Annotated in this window: 15 protein-coding genes; 7 read left to right on the top strand and 8 right to left on the bottom strand. The window is 70.4% G+C overall.

Annotated elements, in window-relative coordinates; genetic code table 11:
- The first annotated feature begins 70 nt into the window (after positions 1-70).
- On the top strand, positions 71-1,189 hold the full coding sequence (locus BMZ47_RS20435; RefSeq protein WP_091863988.1) for a carboxylate-amine ligase: 1,119 nt from the start codon (positions 71-73) through the stop codon (positions 1,187-1,189).
- A gap of 138 nt (positions 1,190-1,327) precedes the next feature.
- Here the strand turns inward: BMZ47_RS20435 and der are convergent, their stop codons facing one another.
- The 3 genes from der to BMZ47_RS20420 form a co-directional block, all read right to left on the bottom strand.
- Positions 1,328-2,680 carry a ribosome biogenesis GTPase Der gene (der, locus tag BMZ47_RS20430; RefSeq protein WP_091863987.1) on the bottom strand — a complete coding sequence of 451 codons (1,353 nt, stop codon included), beginning with the start codon at positions 2,678-2,680 and terminating at the stop codon, positions 1,328-1,330.
- A gap of 28 nt (positions 2,681-2,708) precedes the next feature.
- Complete coding sequence (locus tag BMZ47_RS20425) at positions 2,709-3,419, bottom strand: tetratricopeptide repeat protein (RefSeq protein WP_091864059.1); 711 nt, start codon at positions 3,417-3,419, stop codon at positions 2,709-2,711.
- Positions 3,420-3,528: 109 nt separating this feature from the next.
- Positions 3,529-4,137, bottom strand: a complete 609-nt coding sequence (locus BMZ47_RS20420) for an NnrU family protein (protein WP_091863986.1) — start codon at positions 4,135-4,137, stop codon at positions 3,529-3,531.
- 106 nt (positions 4,138-4,243) lie between these two features.
- Here BMZ47_RS20420 and BMZ47_RS20415 point away from each other — a divergent pair, with 106 nt between their 5' ends.
- The 4 genes from BMZ47_RS20415 (at position 4,244) to BMZ47_RS20400 (ending at position 7,247) form a co-directional block, all read left to right on the top strand.
- The gene (locus BMZ47_RS20415; RefSeq protein ID WP_244536889.1) at positions 4,244-5,689 is read left to right on the top strand and encodes a hypothetical protein; all 1,446 of its coding nucleotides are present in this window, start codon (positions 4,244-4,246) and stop codon (positions 5,687-5,689) included.
- Between the two features lie 101 nt (positions 5,690-5,790).
- Positions 5,791-6,423: a pyridoxamine 5'-phosphate oxidase family protein gene (locus BMZ47_RS20410; RefSeq protein ID WP_091863985.1), complete on the top strand. Its 633-nt coding sequence runs from the start codon at positions 5,791-5,793 to the stop codon at positions 6,421-6,423.
- 148 nt (positions 6,424-6,571) lie between these two features.
- A complete protein-coding gene (locus BMZ47_RS20405; RefSeq protein WP_091863984.1) occupies positions 6,572-6,883 on the top strand; it encodes a hypothetical protein in 312 nt (103 codons plus the stop codon).
- A 103-nt stretch (positions 6,884-6,986) separates the two neighbouring features.
- Positions 6,987-7,247, top strand: coding sequence for a hypothetical protein (locus BMZ47_RS20400; protein ID WP_007560266.1), 261 nt, complete (start codon positions 6,987-6,989; stop codon positions 7,245-7,247).
- Positions 7,248-7,262: 15 nt separating this feature from the next.
- Here the strand turns inward: BMZ47_RS20400 and BMZ47_RS20395 are convergent, their stop codons facing one another.
- Positions 7,263-7,937, bottom strand: a complete 675-nt coding sequence (locus tag BMZ47_RS20395) for an SOS response-associated peptidase (RefSeq protein ID WP_091863983.1) — start codon at positions 7,935-7,937, stop codon at positions 7,263-7,265.
- Between the two features lie 246 nt (positions 7,938-8,183).
- On the opposite strand from BMZ47_RS20395, the gene BMZ47_RS20390 reads away from it, so the two are divergent.
- Positions 8,184-8,765, top strand: coding sequence for a hypothetical protein (locus BMZ47_RS20390; protein ID WP_091863982.1), 582 nt, complete (start codon positions 8,184-8,186; stop codon positions 8,763-8,765).
- Between the two features lie 39 nt (positions 8,766-8,804).
- Here BMZ47_RS20390 and BMZ47_RS20385 read toward each other — a convergent pair whose 3' ends face one another.
- The 3 genes from BMZ47_RS20385 to BMZ47_RS20375 all read right to left on the bottom strand — a co-directional run bounded on the left by BMZ47_RS20385 (position 8,805) and on the right by BMZ47_RS20375 (position 13,098).
- Positions 8,805-10,283, bottom strand: a complete 1,479-nt coding sequence (locus tag BMZ47_RS20385; RefSeq protein WP_091863981.1) for a methyl-accepting chemotaxis protein — start codon at positions 10,281-10,283, stop codon at positions 8,805-8,807.
- Between the two features lie 367 nt (positions 10,284-10,650).
- Positions 10,651-11,829, bottom strand: coding sequence for an SMP-30/gluconolactonase/LRE family protein (locus BMZ47_RS20380; RefSeq protein WP_091863980.1), 1,179 nt, complete (start codon positions 11,827-11,829; stop codon positions 10,651-10,653).
- Between the two features lie 93 nt (positions 11,830-11,922).
- On the bottom strand, positions 11,923-13,098 hold the full coding sequence (locus tag BMZ47_RS20375; RefSeq protein WP_091863979.1) for a zinc-dependent alcohol dehydrogenase: 1,176 nt from the start codon (positions 13,096-13,098) through the stop codon (positions 11,923-11,925).
- Positions 13,099-13,434: 336 nt separating this feature from the next.
- Here BMZ47_RS20375 and BMZ47_RS20370 point away from each other — a divergent pair, with 336 nt between their 5' ends.
- Complete coding sequence (locus tag BMZ47_RS20370; protein WP_091863978.1) at positions 13,435-14,547, top strand: alkene reductase; 1,113 nt, start codon at positions 13,435-13,437, stop codon at positions 14,545-14,547.
- A gap of 154 nt (positions 14,548-14,701) precedes the next feature.
- Here BMZ47_RS20370 and BMZ47_RS20365 read toward each other — a convergent pair whose 3' ends face one another.
- Complete coding sequence (locus tag BMZ47_RS20365; protein WP_091863977.1) at positions 14,702-16,030, bottom strand: nucleotide disphospho-sugar-binding domain-containing protein; 1,329 nt, start codon at positions 16,028-16,030, stop codon at positions 14,702-14,704.
- Between the last annotated feature and the right edge of the window lie 128 nt (positions 16,031-16,158).

Here is a 16,158-nt window from a genome sequence, read left to right as displayed (position 1 = left end):
TCGTCGCGCCACCGTCGAAACCCCGCGTATCGCGTCTATCTGAAGGCGCATTGGCCCGCCGGAGACGCAGATGAGCGCCCACAGCTACCGCTTCGGCATCGAGGAAGAGTATTTCCTCGCCGATGCCGAGACCCGCGGCACGCCCCGGGGGGACCTCGCCGGGTTTCATGCCCGGGTGAAGGCGGAGCTGCCCGAGACCGGGCGCGAGCTGGTCGCCGCGCAGGTCGAGGTCTGCACGCCGCCGCTCGACGATGCGCAGGCCGCCCGCGAGAATCTCGGTGGCCAGCGGGCGCAGCTCGCCAGCATCGCGGCCGAGAGCGGGCTGAGCCTGCTCGCCTGCGGCACCCATCCGCTCGCGCATTGGTCCCGCCAGACCGCCACCGACGGCGCGCGCTACAAGGGCATCCTGTCGGATGTCGGCATCGCGGCGAGGCGGGCGCTGATCTGCGGCATGCATGTCCATGTCGAGGTGCCGGACCCGGAGGCGCGGATCGACCTCATGAACCGGCTGCTGCCGTTCCAGCCGCTGCTGCTGGCGCTCTCGGCCTCCTCGCCGTTCTGGCAGGGGGAAGCGACCGGGCTGATGGCCTACCGGCTCAGCGTCTTCGGCGAATTGCCCCGCACCGGCCTCCCCGAGCTCTTTTTCGATGCAGCTGCCCATGCCCGGTTCGTGGACATCATGACCCGCTCCGGCGCCATCGCCGATGCGAGCTTCCTGTGGTGGTCCCTGCGGCCCTCGATCAAGTTCCCGACCCTGGAACTGCGCATCGCCGATGCCTGCACCCGGCTCGACGATTCGCTCTGCGTCGCCGCCCTGTACCGCTGCCTGGTGCGGCTCTGCGTGCGCCGGCCCGACCTCCATGCCGGGCTCGACGGCGTCTCGCGGGCGCTGGCTTCGGAGAACCTGTGGCGGGCCCAGCACAGCGGCGTGCGCGCGACGCTGATCGACGAGGCGAAGGCCGAGGCGGTGCCGTTCGCCGCGGCGCTGGAGGCGGTCCTCGCCCTGGTGGCGGAGGATGCGGATGCGCTGGGCTGTACCGCGGATGTCGCCCGCGCCCGGGCGATCGTCGCCGAGGGCACCAGCGCGGACGGGCAGGTCGGGGCGTTCGAGGCGGCGCTCACTGAGGGAAAGGACGAGCGCGCCGCCTTGGCCTCTGCGGTGGACTGGATCGCCGACGCGGCCCGGTGACCGCTCCACTCGCCCCCATTTCGTCATCGCGAGCGGAGCGAAGCGACCCAGCGATGCACCACATCCGAGGATCGCGCGCTGCCCTGGGCTGCTTCGCTGCGCTCGCGATGACGGCGCGATCGTTTGGCTGGAAACGCCTCAGCCCTTGTCGAACGGGTTCTGCGAGGTCCGCAAGCTCAGCCGGATCGGCGTGCCAGGCAGCTCGAACGCCTCGCGCAGGCCGTTCACCAGGTAGCGGGTGTAGGATTTCGGCAGGGCGTTGAGCTGGTTGCCGAACAGCGCGAAATGCGGCGGCCGGCTCTTCACCTGGGTGGCGTAGCGGATCTTGATCCGCCGGCCAGACACCGCCGGGGGCGGATTGCGGGAGGTCGCCTCGCTCAGCCAGTCGTTGATGCGCGAGGTCGAGATCCGCTTGTCCCAGACTTCGGCGGCCTGGACCACCGCCTGCATCAGCTTGTCGAGGCCCTCGCCGGCGAGCCCCGAGAGCGGCACCACCGCGACGCCGCGCACCTGCGGCAGCAGGCGGGTGCAATCCTCGCGCAGCTGCTTCAGCAGGCCGGGCTGGTCGGCGACGAGGTCCCACTTGTTGAGGCCGATCACCACGGCCCGGCCCTCGCTCTCGACCAGGTCGATGATGGTGAGGTCCTGCTTCTCGAACGGGATCGTGGCGTCGAGGAGCACCACCACCACCTCGGCGAAGCGGACCGCGCGCAACCCGTCCGAAACCGCGAGCTTCTCCAGCTTGTCGTCGATCCGGGCGCGGCGGCGCATGCCGGCGGTGTCGTGGAGCTTGATCTTGCGGCCGCGCCACTCCCAGTCCAGCGAGATCGAATCGCGGGTGATGCCGGCCTCGGGGCCGACCAGCAGCCGGTCCTCGCCGAGCATGCGGTTGATCAGCGTGGACTTGCCGGCATTGGGGCGGCCCACGATGGCGACCTTCAGGGAGCGGCCGCCGGGGGCGTCCTCGTCCTCCTCGTCGTCCTCCGGGTCTGGCTTGGGCAGGACGCCCTTCAGCGCCTCATGCAGCTCGCCCAGGCCCTCGCCGTGCTCGGCCGAGAACGGGATCGGGTCGCCGAGCCCGAGGGTAAAGGCCTCGTAGGCGCCGGAGAGGCCGGTGCCGCCCTCGGCCTTGTTGGCGATCAGGATGACCGGGCAGCCGGCCCGGCGCACGAGTTCCGCGAAGGGCTGGTCGGCCGGCAGCACACCGGCGCGGGCGTCGATCACGAACAGCACCACGTCGGCGGCGAGGATCGCCGCCTCGGTCTGCATCCGCATCCGGCCCATGAGGGTGGCGGCGTCCGATTCCTCCAGACCGGCGGTGTCGATCACCCGGAAGTGGAGGCCGCCGAATCTGACATCGCCCTCGCGCCGGTCGCGGGTCACCCCCGGCCGATCGTCCACGAGCGCGAGCTTCTTGCCCACGAGGCGGTTGAACAGGGTCGACTTGCCGACGTTCGGCCTCCCGACGATCGCGACGGTCGGCATGTCCATGGTATGTCTCGAAGTGGTCGAAGAAAAATCAGCGCGTGATCGGCGGGGGCGGGGCGGCGACCTCGGGCTTGGCCTCGGTCACGGTGACCGGGCCGCCCGCCACGAGGGCCGCGTAGACCTCGATCCGCTCACGCAGGTTCCGGGGTGTCTCGGGATCGGCGACCAGCTGGTCGAACCAGCGGCCGGCCTCCTCGAAATCGCCCTTCTTCAGGGCAGCGAGGCCGAGCATCTCGCGGGCGGTGTGGCGGAACGGCGTGCCGGCCGCGAGCCCCTGGAGATTGGCCAGAGCCGGGTCCGGGTTCGCGCTGTCGAGGCGCAGCAGGGCGGCGCGCAGCCGCGCAAGATCGCGCAGGCCGTCGCCGAGGCCGGTGTCGCCGGCGAGCGTGTCGAATTCCTTCGCGCCCGCCTCCGCGTCGCGCTTGCCGGCCTCCGCGGCCGAGCGGAACCGGGCGAGCAGGCGGTAGCCGGCCGGGCCCTGGACCTCCAGCGCGTCGAAGACCTTGTCGGCCTCCGCGACCTTGCCGTCGCGGGCGAGGCGGTTGGCCTCGTCAAACTGCACCGAGGCGGCCTCGGCGGCCATGCGCTGCTGGTTCTGCCAGTAGCGCCAGCCCGCCACGCCCACGACCAGGAGCACGGCGAGCGCGATGATCACGCCGCTGTAGCGCTTCCAGATCTGGAGGATCCGGTCGCGGCGATAATCCTCGTCGACCTCGCGAATGAACTCGTTGTTCTCGGCCATCATTTCCCGGCCCGCGTCTATCCGCGGGCCACCTTGCACAGCGATCGAGCCCCGCGCCTAACACACGGGCGCCGGGTTGGCGACAGCGGGCGTGGGACGGCGGGGGTTCTCAGGCGGTTCCGGGCCAGACCGGCACGCCGATCAGCGGGTAGTGCAGGTAGCGGGCGAACACGAACCAGACGGCCGTCCCGATCACCACGGCCAGGATGTCGTTGCGCCAGCCATGCGGGGCTACGGCCGGGCCGCCGTGCTGGGCGACCACCGCCCCGGGGGCGAGCGCCCGGCGCTTGGCGCTGATCCGCGCCGCCACCGCCCAGGCCAGGAAGCCGCCGAACAGCAGGATCGAGCCGAGATCGCCGTTCGCGAGCAAGTGGGCGGTCGCCCAGATCTTCACGGCGAGCAGCATCGGGTGCTTGGCCTTGGCCCGGATATGGCCGGGCAGATAGGCGGCGGCGAGGCACACGAAGGCCAGCCACACCAGCGTCAGGGCGAGGTGGCGGGTCCAGACCGGCGGATCCCAGACCGGGATGTAGCCGGCGAGCCGGTAATCGTGGAAGCCGACCGCGATCAGCACCAGCCCGAGCAGCGACAGCGCGGTGTAGCCGAGCTTGAACCGGCCCTCGCCGATCCGGCCCACGATCGCGGCGCGCTGCGAGCGGACCATGGAGAAGGCGTGCGTGCCGAGGAACAGCACGAGCCCGAGGATCAGGAGGAGCATGTAAGACTTTCGGGCGACGGCCGGGCGGCAAGTACTCTGTAACGGTTCTCAAGCGAATCTGGCGCGCTTTGTCCAGGCGTAGCCGGGACGCACCCGGATCTCCGCGATGGGCTTGGCGTATAGGATGGCTGGAACAGGGCGTGGGCCGACGCCGCGTTTCCCTTCCCCCTCCGTGGGGGCGGGTGTTCGCCGATCTCAAGACGGGGCGCGGGTCCCCTCTCCCGTGCGGGAGAGGGACAGGGTGAGGGGTGCGACCTCTCCGGAAGATGCTGGTCCCTCACCCCAGCCCTCTCCCGAACGGGAGAGGGGGCGTGTCGCGGCCGTCACCGGCCAATCTGTAAATTTGAGACCCTATGTGCGGCGAGGAATCCGGCAGCGTTTCGCCCTGCTCGCAGCCGCCCTCGTGCCGCTCCTCCTCATCCCCCCGAAGGCCGAAGCCGCCGCCGAGCCGCCGCTCTCGGCCCTGACCCTGGTCGGGCCGCCCGCCATCGTGTTCAAGGCCGGGCGCGATGCCTGCGACGGGGCCGATGTGCCGGATGCGCCGGCCCGGGCGTTTCGGGATGCCGCCGGGGCGGTGGCCCTGTTCGGGATGCATTACCGCAACCGCGCCCTGCGCGGGCCCGACCTCGACCACCTCAAGCTCGACTGCGCCGTGGTGCTCGATTCGGGCGAGAAGCCCGATCCGGCATCCTATGACGACCGGTCCTGGATCACCGCCACCTGGACCGAGGACGGCCGGCACGTCGCCGCGCTGCTGCACCACGAATACCAGGCCAACGAGCATCCCGGCCGCTGCCCGGCCGGCTCCTACATGGCGTGCTGGTACAACACGATCACGGCCGCGGCTTCCGCAGATGGCGGGCGCAGCTTCGCGCGCCGGAACCCACCCGTGGTGGTCGCCGGAGCCCCGTTCCGCCAGGAGGTCGATCAGGGCCGGCATCGCGGCTTCTTCAACCCGTCGAACATCGTGGCGGAGGGGCGCTGGCGCTACGTCCTGGTCTCGACCACCGGCTGGGACCGCCCCGGCAGCGACCAGTCGGCCGGACTCTGCCTGTTCCGCAGCGACGACCCGGCCGACCCCGCCCGTTGGCGCGCCTGGACCGGCACCGGCTTCACCGCCGCCTTCCCGGACCCCTACCGCAAGCCCGTCCCGCCCGCGGCCACCTGCCGGCCGGTGGGGCCGTTCCCGGGGCCGGTGGGAGCCGTGGTCCGCCACCGCGGCACGGGCGCCTGGATCGCGGTGTTCATGGCCAAGGCCGGCGATGGCTTCGCCCGGTCCGGCTTCTACTGGTCCAGTTCGCGCGACCTGATCGCCTGGGACACGCCCCGCCTGCTCCTCGACGGCGCGACCCTATACGACGACCCGTGCAAGGCGACCGCGCCGCTGATCGCCTACCCGTCGCTGATCGATCCGGCGGCGCAGGGGCGCAATTTCGACGATGTCGGCGACCGGGCGCTCCTGACCTACGCGAGTCTGCGGGTCGAGGGCTGCACGATCACCTCCGACCGGGACCTGCTGCGCCGCCCGGTGGCGATTCGCGTCTGGCCCTGACCCGGGCGTTCCGAAAGCCTCAAGCCATCCTGCCCGCCGATGCTGCGGCTCGACGGGCGAGATTCCGCCGCCTCGGGCATCACCGCCGCAGCGAGGATCGCATGGACGCAGACACCGGGGTTTCCGCGACGATCCGGGATGGGGCGGAGCTGCGTGCGCAGTTCGGCGCGGTCGGCCCGCTCGCCGCCGCCAAGGTGCTCGACCACCTCGACGATTACGTCCGCCGGTTCATCGCGCTCGCGCCGTTCCTGGTGCTGGCGAGCGCCGACGCGGCCGGCCAGGCCGATGCGAGCCCCCGGGGCGACGCGCCGGGCTTCGTGGCCGTTCCCGATAGCCGCACCCTGGTGATCCCCGACCGGCGCGGCAACAACCGGATCGACAGCTTCCGCAACGTCATCGAGAACCCCGGTGTCGGGCTGATCTTCTTCGTGCCGGGCATGGACGAGACCCTGCGGGTGAACGGCACCGCGGCGGTCACGCGGGACCGCGCCCTGCTCGAGCCGCTGGGCGCCCGGGGCAGCGTGCCGACCATCGGGCTGATCGTGCGGGTGCGGGAGGCGTTCTTCCATTGCGGCAAGGCGCTGATGCGCGCGCAGCTCTGGGACCCGTCGCGCCACGTCGCCCGCGACACCTTTCCCAGCCTCGGGCGCATCCTGGCCGAGCAGACCGCCGCGTCCGAAGTCGCGGAGGCCGAGGGGCGGATCGCGGAATCCTACCGCACCCGGCTGTACTGAGAGGGCGCATCGGCCGGCATGGATCGGCCGACCCTGCCGCCGTGATGCCGCGCTCGCCGTTCGGTCCACGCGCATCCGGACCCGATCCGGCCCTGACGCGTTCCGGAGGGAGGACGATGCCCGAGGCTCCGCAACGAGACGGTCCCGCATGCGCGACTCCCACAGACCCGAGGCAGTGCGCCGCCGCCTGGCCGAGCCCGGAGCCGCCCGCGCCAGCGAGGCGGCCGCGCTCGGGGCCGGGGCCGTCGGAGCCGGGGCCGTCGGCGCCTCGGCGCTGGGAGCGCTGGCGATCGGGGCCGTGGCCTTCGGCGCGGTGGCGCTCGGCGCCTTCGCCATCGGCCGGCTCTCGGTCGGCCGCGCCCGGGTCGGCGTGCTGGAGGTGGGGTCCCTGAAGGTCGGATCCCTGGAGATCGATACGCTGACGGTCCGGACGCTGCGCCGGCCGGACGGGACGCGCTGAAGCGTCATCGGGTGGCGGTCGTCGGCGCCCGAGACTGGCCGGGTGGCGCCCGATGGCGTAGCCTTCCGCATCATACCGGACATGCCCGCGAGGACAGCCCGCGATGAGCGACAAGACCAAGCCCTTCCGCCCCGGCGAGGCGGTCGATGCCCTCGGCGAGCGGGAGGGCGATTTCGTGCTGCCGCTCTGCCTGCCGAAGCCCAGCCTGCTGATCGGCGAGGACCTCGCCATGATCGTCCTCGACACGATCCACGGCCAGCGGGTCGGCCTGCCGCTCAGCCCGCAGGGGGCGGCGGACCTCCACGCGGTGCTGGAAGAGGCCCTGCGGCTGCTTCAGGCGCGGAACGGCGGCTCGCTCCAGTAACCGCACGACCCCCCTTCACCGCTCCGGCTCGGCCTCCGTCTCGGGCCCGTCCGCACGGGGACCTCGGGCCACCTCCCGCATCGCCGCATCCGGCAAGGGACGCTGCAGCTTGAGCGCCTCCGGGGTCGGCGCCTCCAGCCAGGCCGCCCATTCCTCCGGCTCGGTGAGCAGGACCGGCATCGCCTTGGGATGGACCGGGCCGACGACGCCGTTCGCCTCCGTGGTGAGGAACGAGAACAGGCGGTGCTCCTCCGCCACGCGGTCCGGGTTCTCCCGCTTCGTCCCGCGCACGCCGGTCCAGGGCCGCCAGATGCCCGCGAAGGCGAAGAGCGATCGGTCGTCGTCGCGGGCGAACCACACGGGCGTCTTGCGCGGCTTGGTGTCGGCATACTCGCTGAAGGCGGTCGCCGGGACGAGGCAGCGATGGGCCGGTCCGAGCCAGGGGCGCCAATGCGGGCTCGCGGCGTTGCGGACATTGGTGATCGGATGCTCTCCGAACGCCTTCGGGCCCGGGATGCCCCAGCGCATCATGGCGAGTTCCCGGCCATCCGGCCCGTTCCAGACCACCGGTGCCATCTGGTCCGGGAAGATCGCCGGCAGCAGGGGCAGGTTGCCGGTGCGGTCCTGGACGATCCCGAAGGCCCGGCGCAGCTGCGCCGGGCCGGTGCGCAGGCTGTAGAGGTTGCACATGGCGGTCTCGTGAGGGCTCGATTGGGACGGCGGGGCGACGAAACGACCAGCGCCGCTTCGTCGCAGCGCCGGGCTCTTTTCTCAACATCACAAGTACGGCATGCAGATATCGACGAGTCTAAACTGATATAGATTAGCAAGTTCCGGCGAGCGGTCGATCGGTTGTGTGGATGCGCGCGTGCGTCCCGACCGAGGACTTACCTACGACCGCGGCTCGAACCGAAGAAGCCTTCCGCGGGACGCGCCATGCCGCAGCTGCCGGATATCCGCTCCGACGCCGACGCGCAGCACCCTCGTGTCGTCGAACGGTCGCCCCTGCGCGCCGCGCAGGCGGGTCTCTGGCGCTACGATGGCGCGCATCTGCGGTTCTCCCGCGAAGCGGCCCGGATCCTGGGGATTCCCGCGGCGGATCGCAGGCCGGGACTGCCGCTCGGGCACGCCGCGGCGTTCGTGCATTCGGAGGATCGCCACGCCGTCCTCGCGGCGATCCGGCTGTTCCGTGAGGCGGGCGGGACTTTGCGCACGACCTTCCGGACCGCGCCGGTGGCCGGAACGGTCCGGACGGTCCTGATGCAGGGGCGTTTCGAGGCGGGGGAGGGGGGACGTCCCCGCTTCGGCCACGGCCTCGTCCTCACCCTCGCCGACGATGCGGAATCGGCACCGGACGGCACCGCTCTCCTCACCAGCATCGAGCTGGTCCTGGCCGCCCGCCGAGCCCTGCAGGCGGCCGGCCCCGCACCGTCGGCGGCGCTTCTGGCGGTGGATTCGCTCCTGATGATGCTCGGCCGGGAGGTGGCGGCGACCCTGGCGGCCGACACCGTGGCCTGAGCGGCTGCAATCCGCGCTGCGAGGTCCGAGGCGAGCGCCCTAGGCGGCATCCCGCGCGGCGGTGCGCAGCTGCTGCGTGGCGCTGTCGGCCTGCTCGGCCGATTGGGCGATCCGTTCGAGGTTGGTGGTGATCGCGCCGACACCCTGAGCGGCCGTCTGCATGCTGGCCGACATCTCGCGCGTGACCGCCGATTGCTGCTCGACGGCGCTCGAGATCGCGGTCGCGACCTCGTTGAGCCTCACGATCGTGCCCTGGATCGAGCCGATCGCCTCGACGGCCCCCCGGGTCGCGTCCTGGCTCCCGGTGATCTGCGTGCCGATCTGCTCGGTGGCCCGGGCAGTCTGGTTGGCGTTTTTTTTCACCTCCGCGGCGACCACCGCGAAACCGCGACCGGCCTCGCCGGCGCGGGCGGCCTCGATCGTGGCGTTCAGGGCCAGCAGGTTGGTCTGCGCCGCGATGCTCTGGATCAGCGCGACGACCTCGCCGATCTGGGCCGCCGAGGCGCTGAGGCCCGCGATGATCCGGTGCGTCTCCCGGGCCTGCCCCACGGCCTGCCCGGAGATCTCCGATGCCTGCGTGACCTGCGCGCTGATCTCCGCGACCGAGGCGGCGAGCTCCTCGGCGCCCGAGGCCACCGTCTGGATGTCGCCGGAGACATGGGCCGACGCCTGGACCGCCTGCCCGGCCTGCTGCGAGACGCCGGAGGCGGCGTCCGCGATGGCGTTCAGATCGTGGGCGATCGTGTCCTGCAACGCCGCCCGGCGCCGGCGCTCCAGCACCGCGGCGGTGACGTCGGTGGCGAACTTGACGATCCGGAGCGGGCGTCCGTCCCGGTCGAAGATCGGGTTGTAGCTGCCCTGGATGAAGACCTCGCGCCCGCCTTTGGCCAGCCGCCTGTACTCGGCCATCTGGTACTCGCCGTGGCCCAGACTGTCCCAGAAGCGCCGGTATTCGGCACTGTCGCGCTCGGTCGGGTCGATGAACAGGCTGTGGTGGCGGCCCTGGACCTCCTCCAGGCGATACCCCAGCGTGGTCAGGAAGTTGTCGTTCGCGGTCAGGACCGTGCCGTCGAGCGCGAACTCGACCACCGCCTGCGACCGGTTGATCGCGGCGATCTGGCCCTCATACCCGATGGTGCGCATGACCTGCTCGGTCACGTCGCTCGCAAACTTGACGACCTTGATCGGCTTGCCGCCCCGGCCGAGGATCGGGGTGTAGGTCGCCTGGAGCCAGATCTCGCGGCCCCCCTTGCCGATGCGCTTGAACTCGCCCGCCTGGAAGTCGCCGTGCCGGAGTGCCGCCCAGAACGCGCGATAGGCGTCGCTCTCCCGATAGGCCGGGTCGACCAGGGTCGCGTGAGACCGGCCGCGGACCTCGTCGAGGCTGTAGCCGACCGCATCGAGGAAGTTCTTGTTGGCCGTGAGGATCGTGCCGTCGAGCGCGAATTCAATAACCGCCTGGGACCGGTCCAGCGCCTCCACCTTCGCGTGGAGATCCCTCGAAAACAGCATGCCCATGGGTCGGTCGGGTCTCTGGTGATGTCTCAACGGCAGTGGATCAGGTCTGGCGCGAGCCGGACGGGAATCTGCGAAAAGACGATGACATCTTGCCGTTAACGGAACGCTAAGGCCTTGAGTCAAGTGCCATCTGTATGGATCCGAAAATTTCTTGCTCTCATAAATAATCGATATGTATTGTATTTATGAGATCAAAATATTTCTGAAATCTGTTAAACGTAACTTAGAATCATTCTTATCGACGCATGCCGGCAGCCCCGGTAACCGACCGATAAGCCTGAGCCATATTGGTATTGGCACGTCCGGGACGAGCCCGATCGCACCCCCGGCCGATCGCGCGGACCGGGGATGCGCGTCGTCGGCGACCTCAGCGTGGCGCAGCCGCCGGCTTGAAGCTCCACAATTCGGTCGGCAGGGCGATCGGCGCGCCCTCCTTGTAGAAGGCCGAATCCTGGATGTGCGAGGTCGTGACGTAGAGGGTCCCGTCCGGGCCCTGGCTGAACGTGTCCGGCCAGCGCAACCGCGGATCCTGCACCAGCGTGGTCAGTCCGGCCTGCTTGGCGGCGAGGTCGCGCACCTTGATCGAATCATCCTGCGGCGAGGTCACGTAGAGGCGGCTGCCGTCGCGATCGATCAGCAGCCCGTCGGCCGGGCCGTTCTCGCCGACCGTGACGATCTTGCCGGCCAGGGTCTTGTCGGCCAGCGCCTCCGGCATCATCGGGGCCGTCAGCCAGCCGGTCAGCGTGTCGGTCGGCAGGCTGTACAGCGTCTTGCCCTTGATCGCCTGCCAGTAGAGCGTCTTGCCGTCCGGCGAGAGGGCGATGCCGTCGGCCGAGAACTCCACGCCGCGTCCGTCCGGCCGCCGGAGCGGCTTGCCGTCATAGGTCACGGTTACGGCCGGGTCGGGCATGGTCGCGGCCACGCCCGCCAGCAGCCGCTTGGCCTTGCCGGACTCGATATCGACCACGACCAGCGCGCCCTCGGCCCCGGAATCGGTGAGGTAGGCGGTCTTGCCGTCCGGCGCGATCCGCACGTCGTTCAGGTAGGATCCCTGCGGGGCTACCGATGGGTCGAACGCGATCGTCTTGGCGACCGCGTTGGTCTTCAGGTCGATCGCCACCAGCTTCGGGCCGTCCTTGACCACGGCCGCCATGGCGGGGGCGGCGGCATCGACCACCCAGAGCCGGCCCTGCTTGTCGGCGACCACGCTCTGCACGCAGACGAAATGGGTCTTGGGGTCGACCGCGTCCTTGCGGGCGTTGCGCCAGCTGTTCCACTCCCCATCAGGGTAGGGGACGGGCTTCCCGTCCTTCAGCTCCGCCACCGAGACCGGGGAATCCTCGGTCCAGCGCGGGAAGTTCACGAAGATCCGGCCGTCCTGCGCCACGGTCACGCCGGTGACCTGATGCTGGAACCGGGCGACCTGCGTCAGCGCCGATGAGCCGCCCGGCGGCGACGTCGCGGCGACGGGCTCCTGCGCCAGGGTCGGCCCGGCGACGGTGCAGAGGAGGAGAGGCAGCAGGGTACGGGCGGCCGGGTTGGTCATACGGGAGCAATCCTGGGATCGGGGCGATGGTCTCGAAGCCCCGGTCCGGGCGGACCGGGGTCGTGTCGGCGATATTGAGTGCGGCGCGCGGGCTCAGTTCGGGTGGAAGACCACCTTCACGCAGCCATCGGCCTTGTCCCGGAAGGTCTTGTAGAGGTCCGGTCCATCGGCGAGGTCGGTGGAGCGGTGGGTGATCATCGACGTCATGTCGAACTTGCCCGCCTGGATCAGCTTGGTGAGCGTCTCCAGGTAGCGCTTCACGTGGGTCTGCCCGCTCTTTAGGGTCAGGCCCTTTTGGACGATCGAGCCCATGTTGACCGGCACCGGGCCGCCATAGACGCCCGGCACCGATACGATCCCGCAGGGCCGCACCGCCTTGATCGCCTCGGCCAGCGCGTAGGGTCGCTCGGTGGAGGTCAGCTTCTCCTGGAGGGTCGAGAGGACGCCGGTGAGGCCGCCATGGCCGGCGCTCGCCTCCATGCCGACGCAGTCGATCACGCCGTCGGCACCCTGGCCCTTGCTGATCTCCTGGATTCGCTGGAACACGTCCTCGTTCATGAAGTCGATGACGTCGGTGGCGCCCGATGTCTTCGCCAGGGCGAGCCGCTCGGGCACGGTGTCGATGGCGATGATGCGCCCGGCGCCCATGATCTTGGCGGATTGGATCGCGAACAGGCCGACCGGGCCGGCGCCCCAGATCGCGATGATCTCGCCACCCTGGATCTCGCAATGCTCGGCGCCCTGCCAGCCGGTGGGCAGGATGTCGGTGAGGAACAGGACCGACTCGTCATCCATGCCGTCCGGCACCTTCATGGGCGCCACGTCGGCCATGGGGACGCGCACGTATTCGGCCTGGCCGCCGGCATAGCCGCCGGTGAGGTGCGAGTAGCCGAACAGGCCCGCGGTCGGGTAGCCGAACTGCGCGGCCGCCATCTCGCCGTTGCGGTTCGAGCGCTCGCAGACCGACCAGTTGCCGAGCTTGCATTGGCGGCAGGCGCCGCAATTGATGTTGAACGGGACGACGATCCGATCGCCCTTCCGGAACTTGGTGAAGCCCTGGCCGACCTCGACCACCTCGCCCATGAATTCGTGGCCGAGCACGTCGCCGGATTTCATGGTCGGCATCTGGCCGTCCATCAGGTGGAGATCCGAGCCGCAGATCGCGCAGCTCGTCACCTTGATGATCACGTCGCGGGAATCCTCGATCACCGGATCCGGGACCGTGTCGCAGCGGATGTCGTTCTTGCCGTGCCAGCAGAGTGCCTTCATGGCGTCGGTTCTCCAGATCGCGGGGGAGCGTAGAAGCGGGACGCGGCCTCGCCGGGCCAAATCCCGGGCGATGCGGTTGGATTCCGCGCAGCCGCACGGGGCGTCCTGCCGCTCGTGGTGTCGCTGGGGAGCCAAGACACGCGCCGGAATCCGGTTCCCGCGGCATTCCGCGCCGCGACCGCCGCCCGGCCGGGCTCGGACGGATCAGAACGTGTCCGTGGAACCGGGGCGGGACCTCGGCCTGTTAACGACCATCCCTCTTGCGCGTGCCAGCTCCGCGAGGCCTGCCCTTCGCCGGGGCCGTTCCGTCGCCCACGACGTCCCAACCGAGGTTTCATGCCGAACAGCCCGATCCTGCAGCCGGTCACCATCGGCGACCTGACCCTCAAAAACCGCGTGGTGATGGCGCCGCTCACCCGCAGCCGCTCCAACAACGAGGGCGTGCCGCCGGATTTCGCGGCCGATTACTACGGACAGCGCTCCAATGCGGGCCTGATCATCTCGGAGGCGACCAACATCTCACCGCAGGGTGTCGGCTACGCCTACACACCGGGCATCTGGTCGGACGCGCAGGTCGAGGCCTGGTCGCGGATCGTGAAGACGGTCCATGCCAATGACGGGCTGATCTTCCTGCAGCTCTGGCATACCGGCCGGATCTCGCATCCCGAGCTCCAGCCCGGCGGTGAGCTCCCGGTCTCGGCCTCCGCGATCAAGCCGGAGGGTACCGCCTTCACGCAGGACGGCATGAAGCCCCACGTGACGCCGCGGGCGCTCGAGACCGACGAGATCCCGGGGATCGTCGCCGATTACCGGCGGGCTGCGGAGAACGCCAAGCGGGCGGGCTTCGACGGCGTCGAGATCCACTCGGCCAACAATTACCTGCTCGAGCAATTCGTCCGGGATTCCACCAACACGCGCACCGACCGCTACGGTGGCTCGATCGAGAACCGCCTGCGCTTTCCCCTGGAGGTGGTCCGGGCGGTCACCGATGTCTGGGGCGGCGGCGCCCGGGTCGGCATCCGACTCTCGCCGGCGACCACGCAGCCCGGCGAGACGCCGCTCGATTCCGATCCGCACGCCACCTACGGCGCCTATGTCGATGCGCTGAACGGCTTCGGCCTGCTCTACGTCCACACGATCGAGGGCGTGACCCAGCAGACCCGCGACGTGCCGGACGGGATCGACTTCCTCGACCTGCGCCGCCGGTTCAAGGGCGCCTATATCGGCAACAACCAGCTGACCCTGGATCTCGCCGAGAAGGAGCTGGCCGAAGGCCGGGCCGACCTGTTCAGCTTCGGCCGGCCCTACATCGCCAATCCCGATCTCGTCGGGCGTCTCGCCAGCGGCGCGCCCTTGGCCGAGGCCCCCAAGCCCTACTGGTATGGCGGCGGCACCAACGGCTACTCGGATTGGCCGGGGATGAACGGCCCGGTGCCGGTGCGCCGCTGACGAAGCCGGAAGGACGCTCCGGCGGGACGCTTCCGCCCGCCGGAGCCGGGTTACCTGTCCGAAAATGTTTCACGGGAAACATTTTGGGGTTCACGGTTTCGCAATCAGTTCGGCGACCCACCCGGATCGCCGAAGACGGTCAAGGCCCGACCGGTCAGGCCGACTTCGCCCGGGACACCGCGGCGCCCGTCCCGGCGCGGCGCACGGGCCCGGAGCGGGCGAGGTCGTCGATCGCGCCCAGGATCCCGCTCATCGCGTCCCGCGCCGCGAAGGCGGCCTGCAGGGCGCCGGCCCGCTGCTGGAAGCTCGGCTCGTCGAGCACCCGCGTCACCGCCTCGCTCAAAGCGTCCACGCTCGGCGTATTGGTGGCGAGATTGATGCCGACGCCCGACCAGCCGATGCGGGCATTCACCTCCGCCTTGTCCTCGGTCAGGCCGGCCGAGACGATCGGCACGCCGTTCGACAGCGCGAGCGAGACGCTGCCATAGCCGCCATTGGTGACGAGCACGCTCACCCGCGGCAGCAACTCGCGGAACGGCAGGAAGCGTGCGACCCGCGTGTTCGCCGGGATCGGCCCGCGCAGGGCCTCGACCGGACGGCCGCCCGTGGTGGCCAGGACCAGGAGATCGTCCCGGTCGGCGAGGGCGGCGAGCGCCGGCTCGACCAAGGTGCCGAAATCCGCGTTGGCGAGGGTGCCCTGGGTGACCAGGGCCACGGGCTTGCCCGCCTCGTTGGCCCGCTCCAGCTCCGGCCACCAATCCGGCAAGGGGGCCGGCGGGGCCGGGGGCTGCAGCAGGCCGATGAAGCGCACGCCCGGAGGCAGCGTTCCGTAATCGTACTCGAAGCCCGGCACGGTCGGCTGCAGGAACAGGTCGGGCAGCACGACGATGGAGTGCGGCAGCGAGGCCGGCAGCGGGGACACGCCCAGCCGGGCGAGTTGCGCGTCCGCGTAGGCCCGGACCGGGTTGGCGAAGGCTGCATCCATCCCGACCTTGAGCGCGGCGTAGCGCGCGAGCTCGGCTTGGTCGCGGGCCGGCGGGAGGCCCAGCCCGACCGGGGCGTGATCGGGCCGGTCGAGGAACAGGATGCTGATATTGGCGGTGACGATCGGCGGCCGTGGCGCGGTGTCGAGGAGCAGCGGCAGCACGCCGAGGAACATGCTGCCCGCGACGATCACGTCCGGCGCATCCGCGGCGATGAGCGCCTTCAAGGCCGCCGTCTGGTCCGGCATCGGATCGATGAAGCGGCGCTGGAACTCGTGCCGGAAGCGCTCCGGCCCGGCGGGCAGCTCCGTCTCGAGATATCCGGCGGATTCGTTGTCCGCGTAGGGCGTGAAGCGCAGGCCGGCCTCCTCGACCTTCGCCTGGAAGGCCGGATCGGTGAGCACAAGCACCTCGTCGCCCCGGGCCGCCGCGGCGCGGCCGATGGCGAGCATCGGGTTCACATGGCCGGTGAGCGGCGTTGCCGCGATCAGGATCTTCATGACGGCCTCCTTGGGCGAGGCCGAAATGGCGGCCTCGCGCCTCGTCTCGATCTCGGTGCCGCGCGCGAACGCGGCCCGGCCCCGAGTCCCATGCGGTCAAATCGCGAGCGGGCCCCTCGGGTTACCGG

Origin of the sequence: Methylobacterium brachiatum, assembly GCF_900113845.1 — a bacterium.
GTDB classification, from domain to species: Bacteria; Pseudomonadota; Alphaproteobacteria; order Rhizobiales; family Beijerinckiaceae; genus Methylobacterium; species Methylobacterium brachiatum.
Note: the sequence above shows the minus strand (reverse complement) of the source record. Positions and strands in the feature narration are given on the sequence as shown.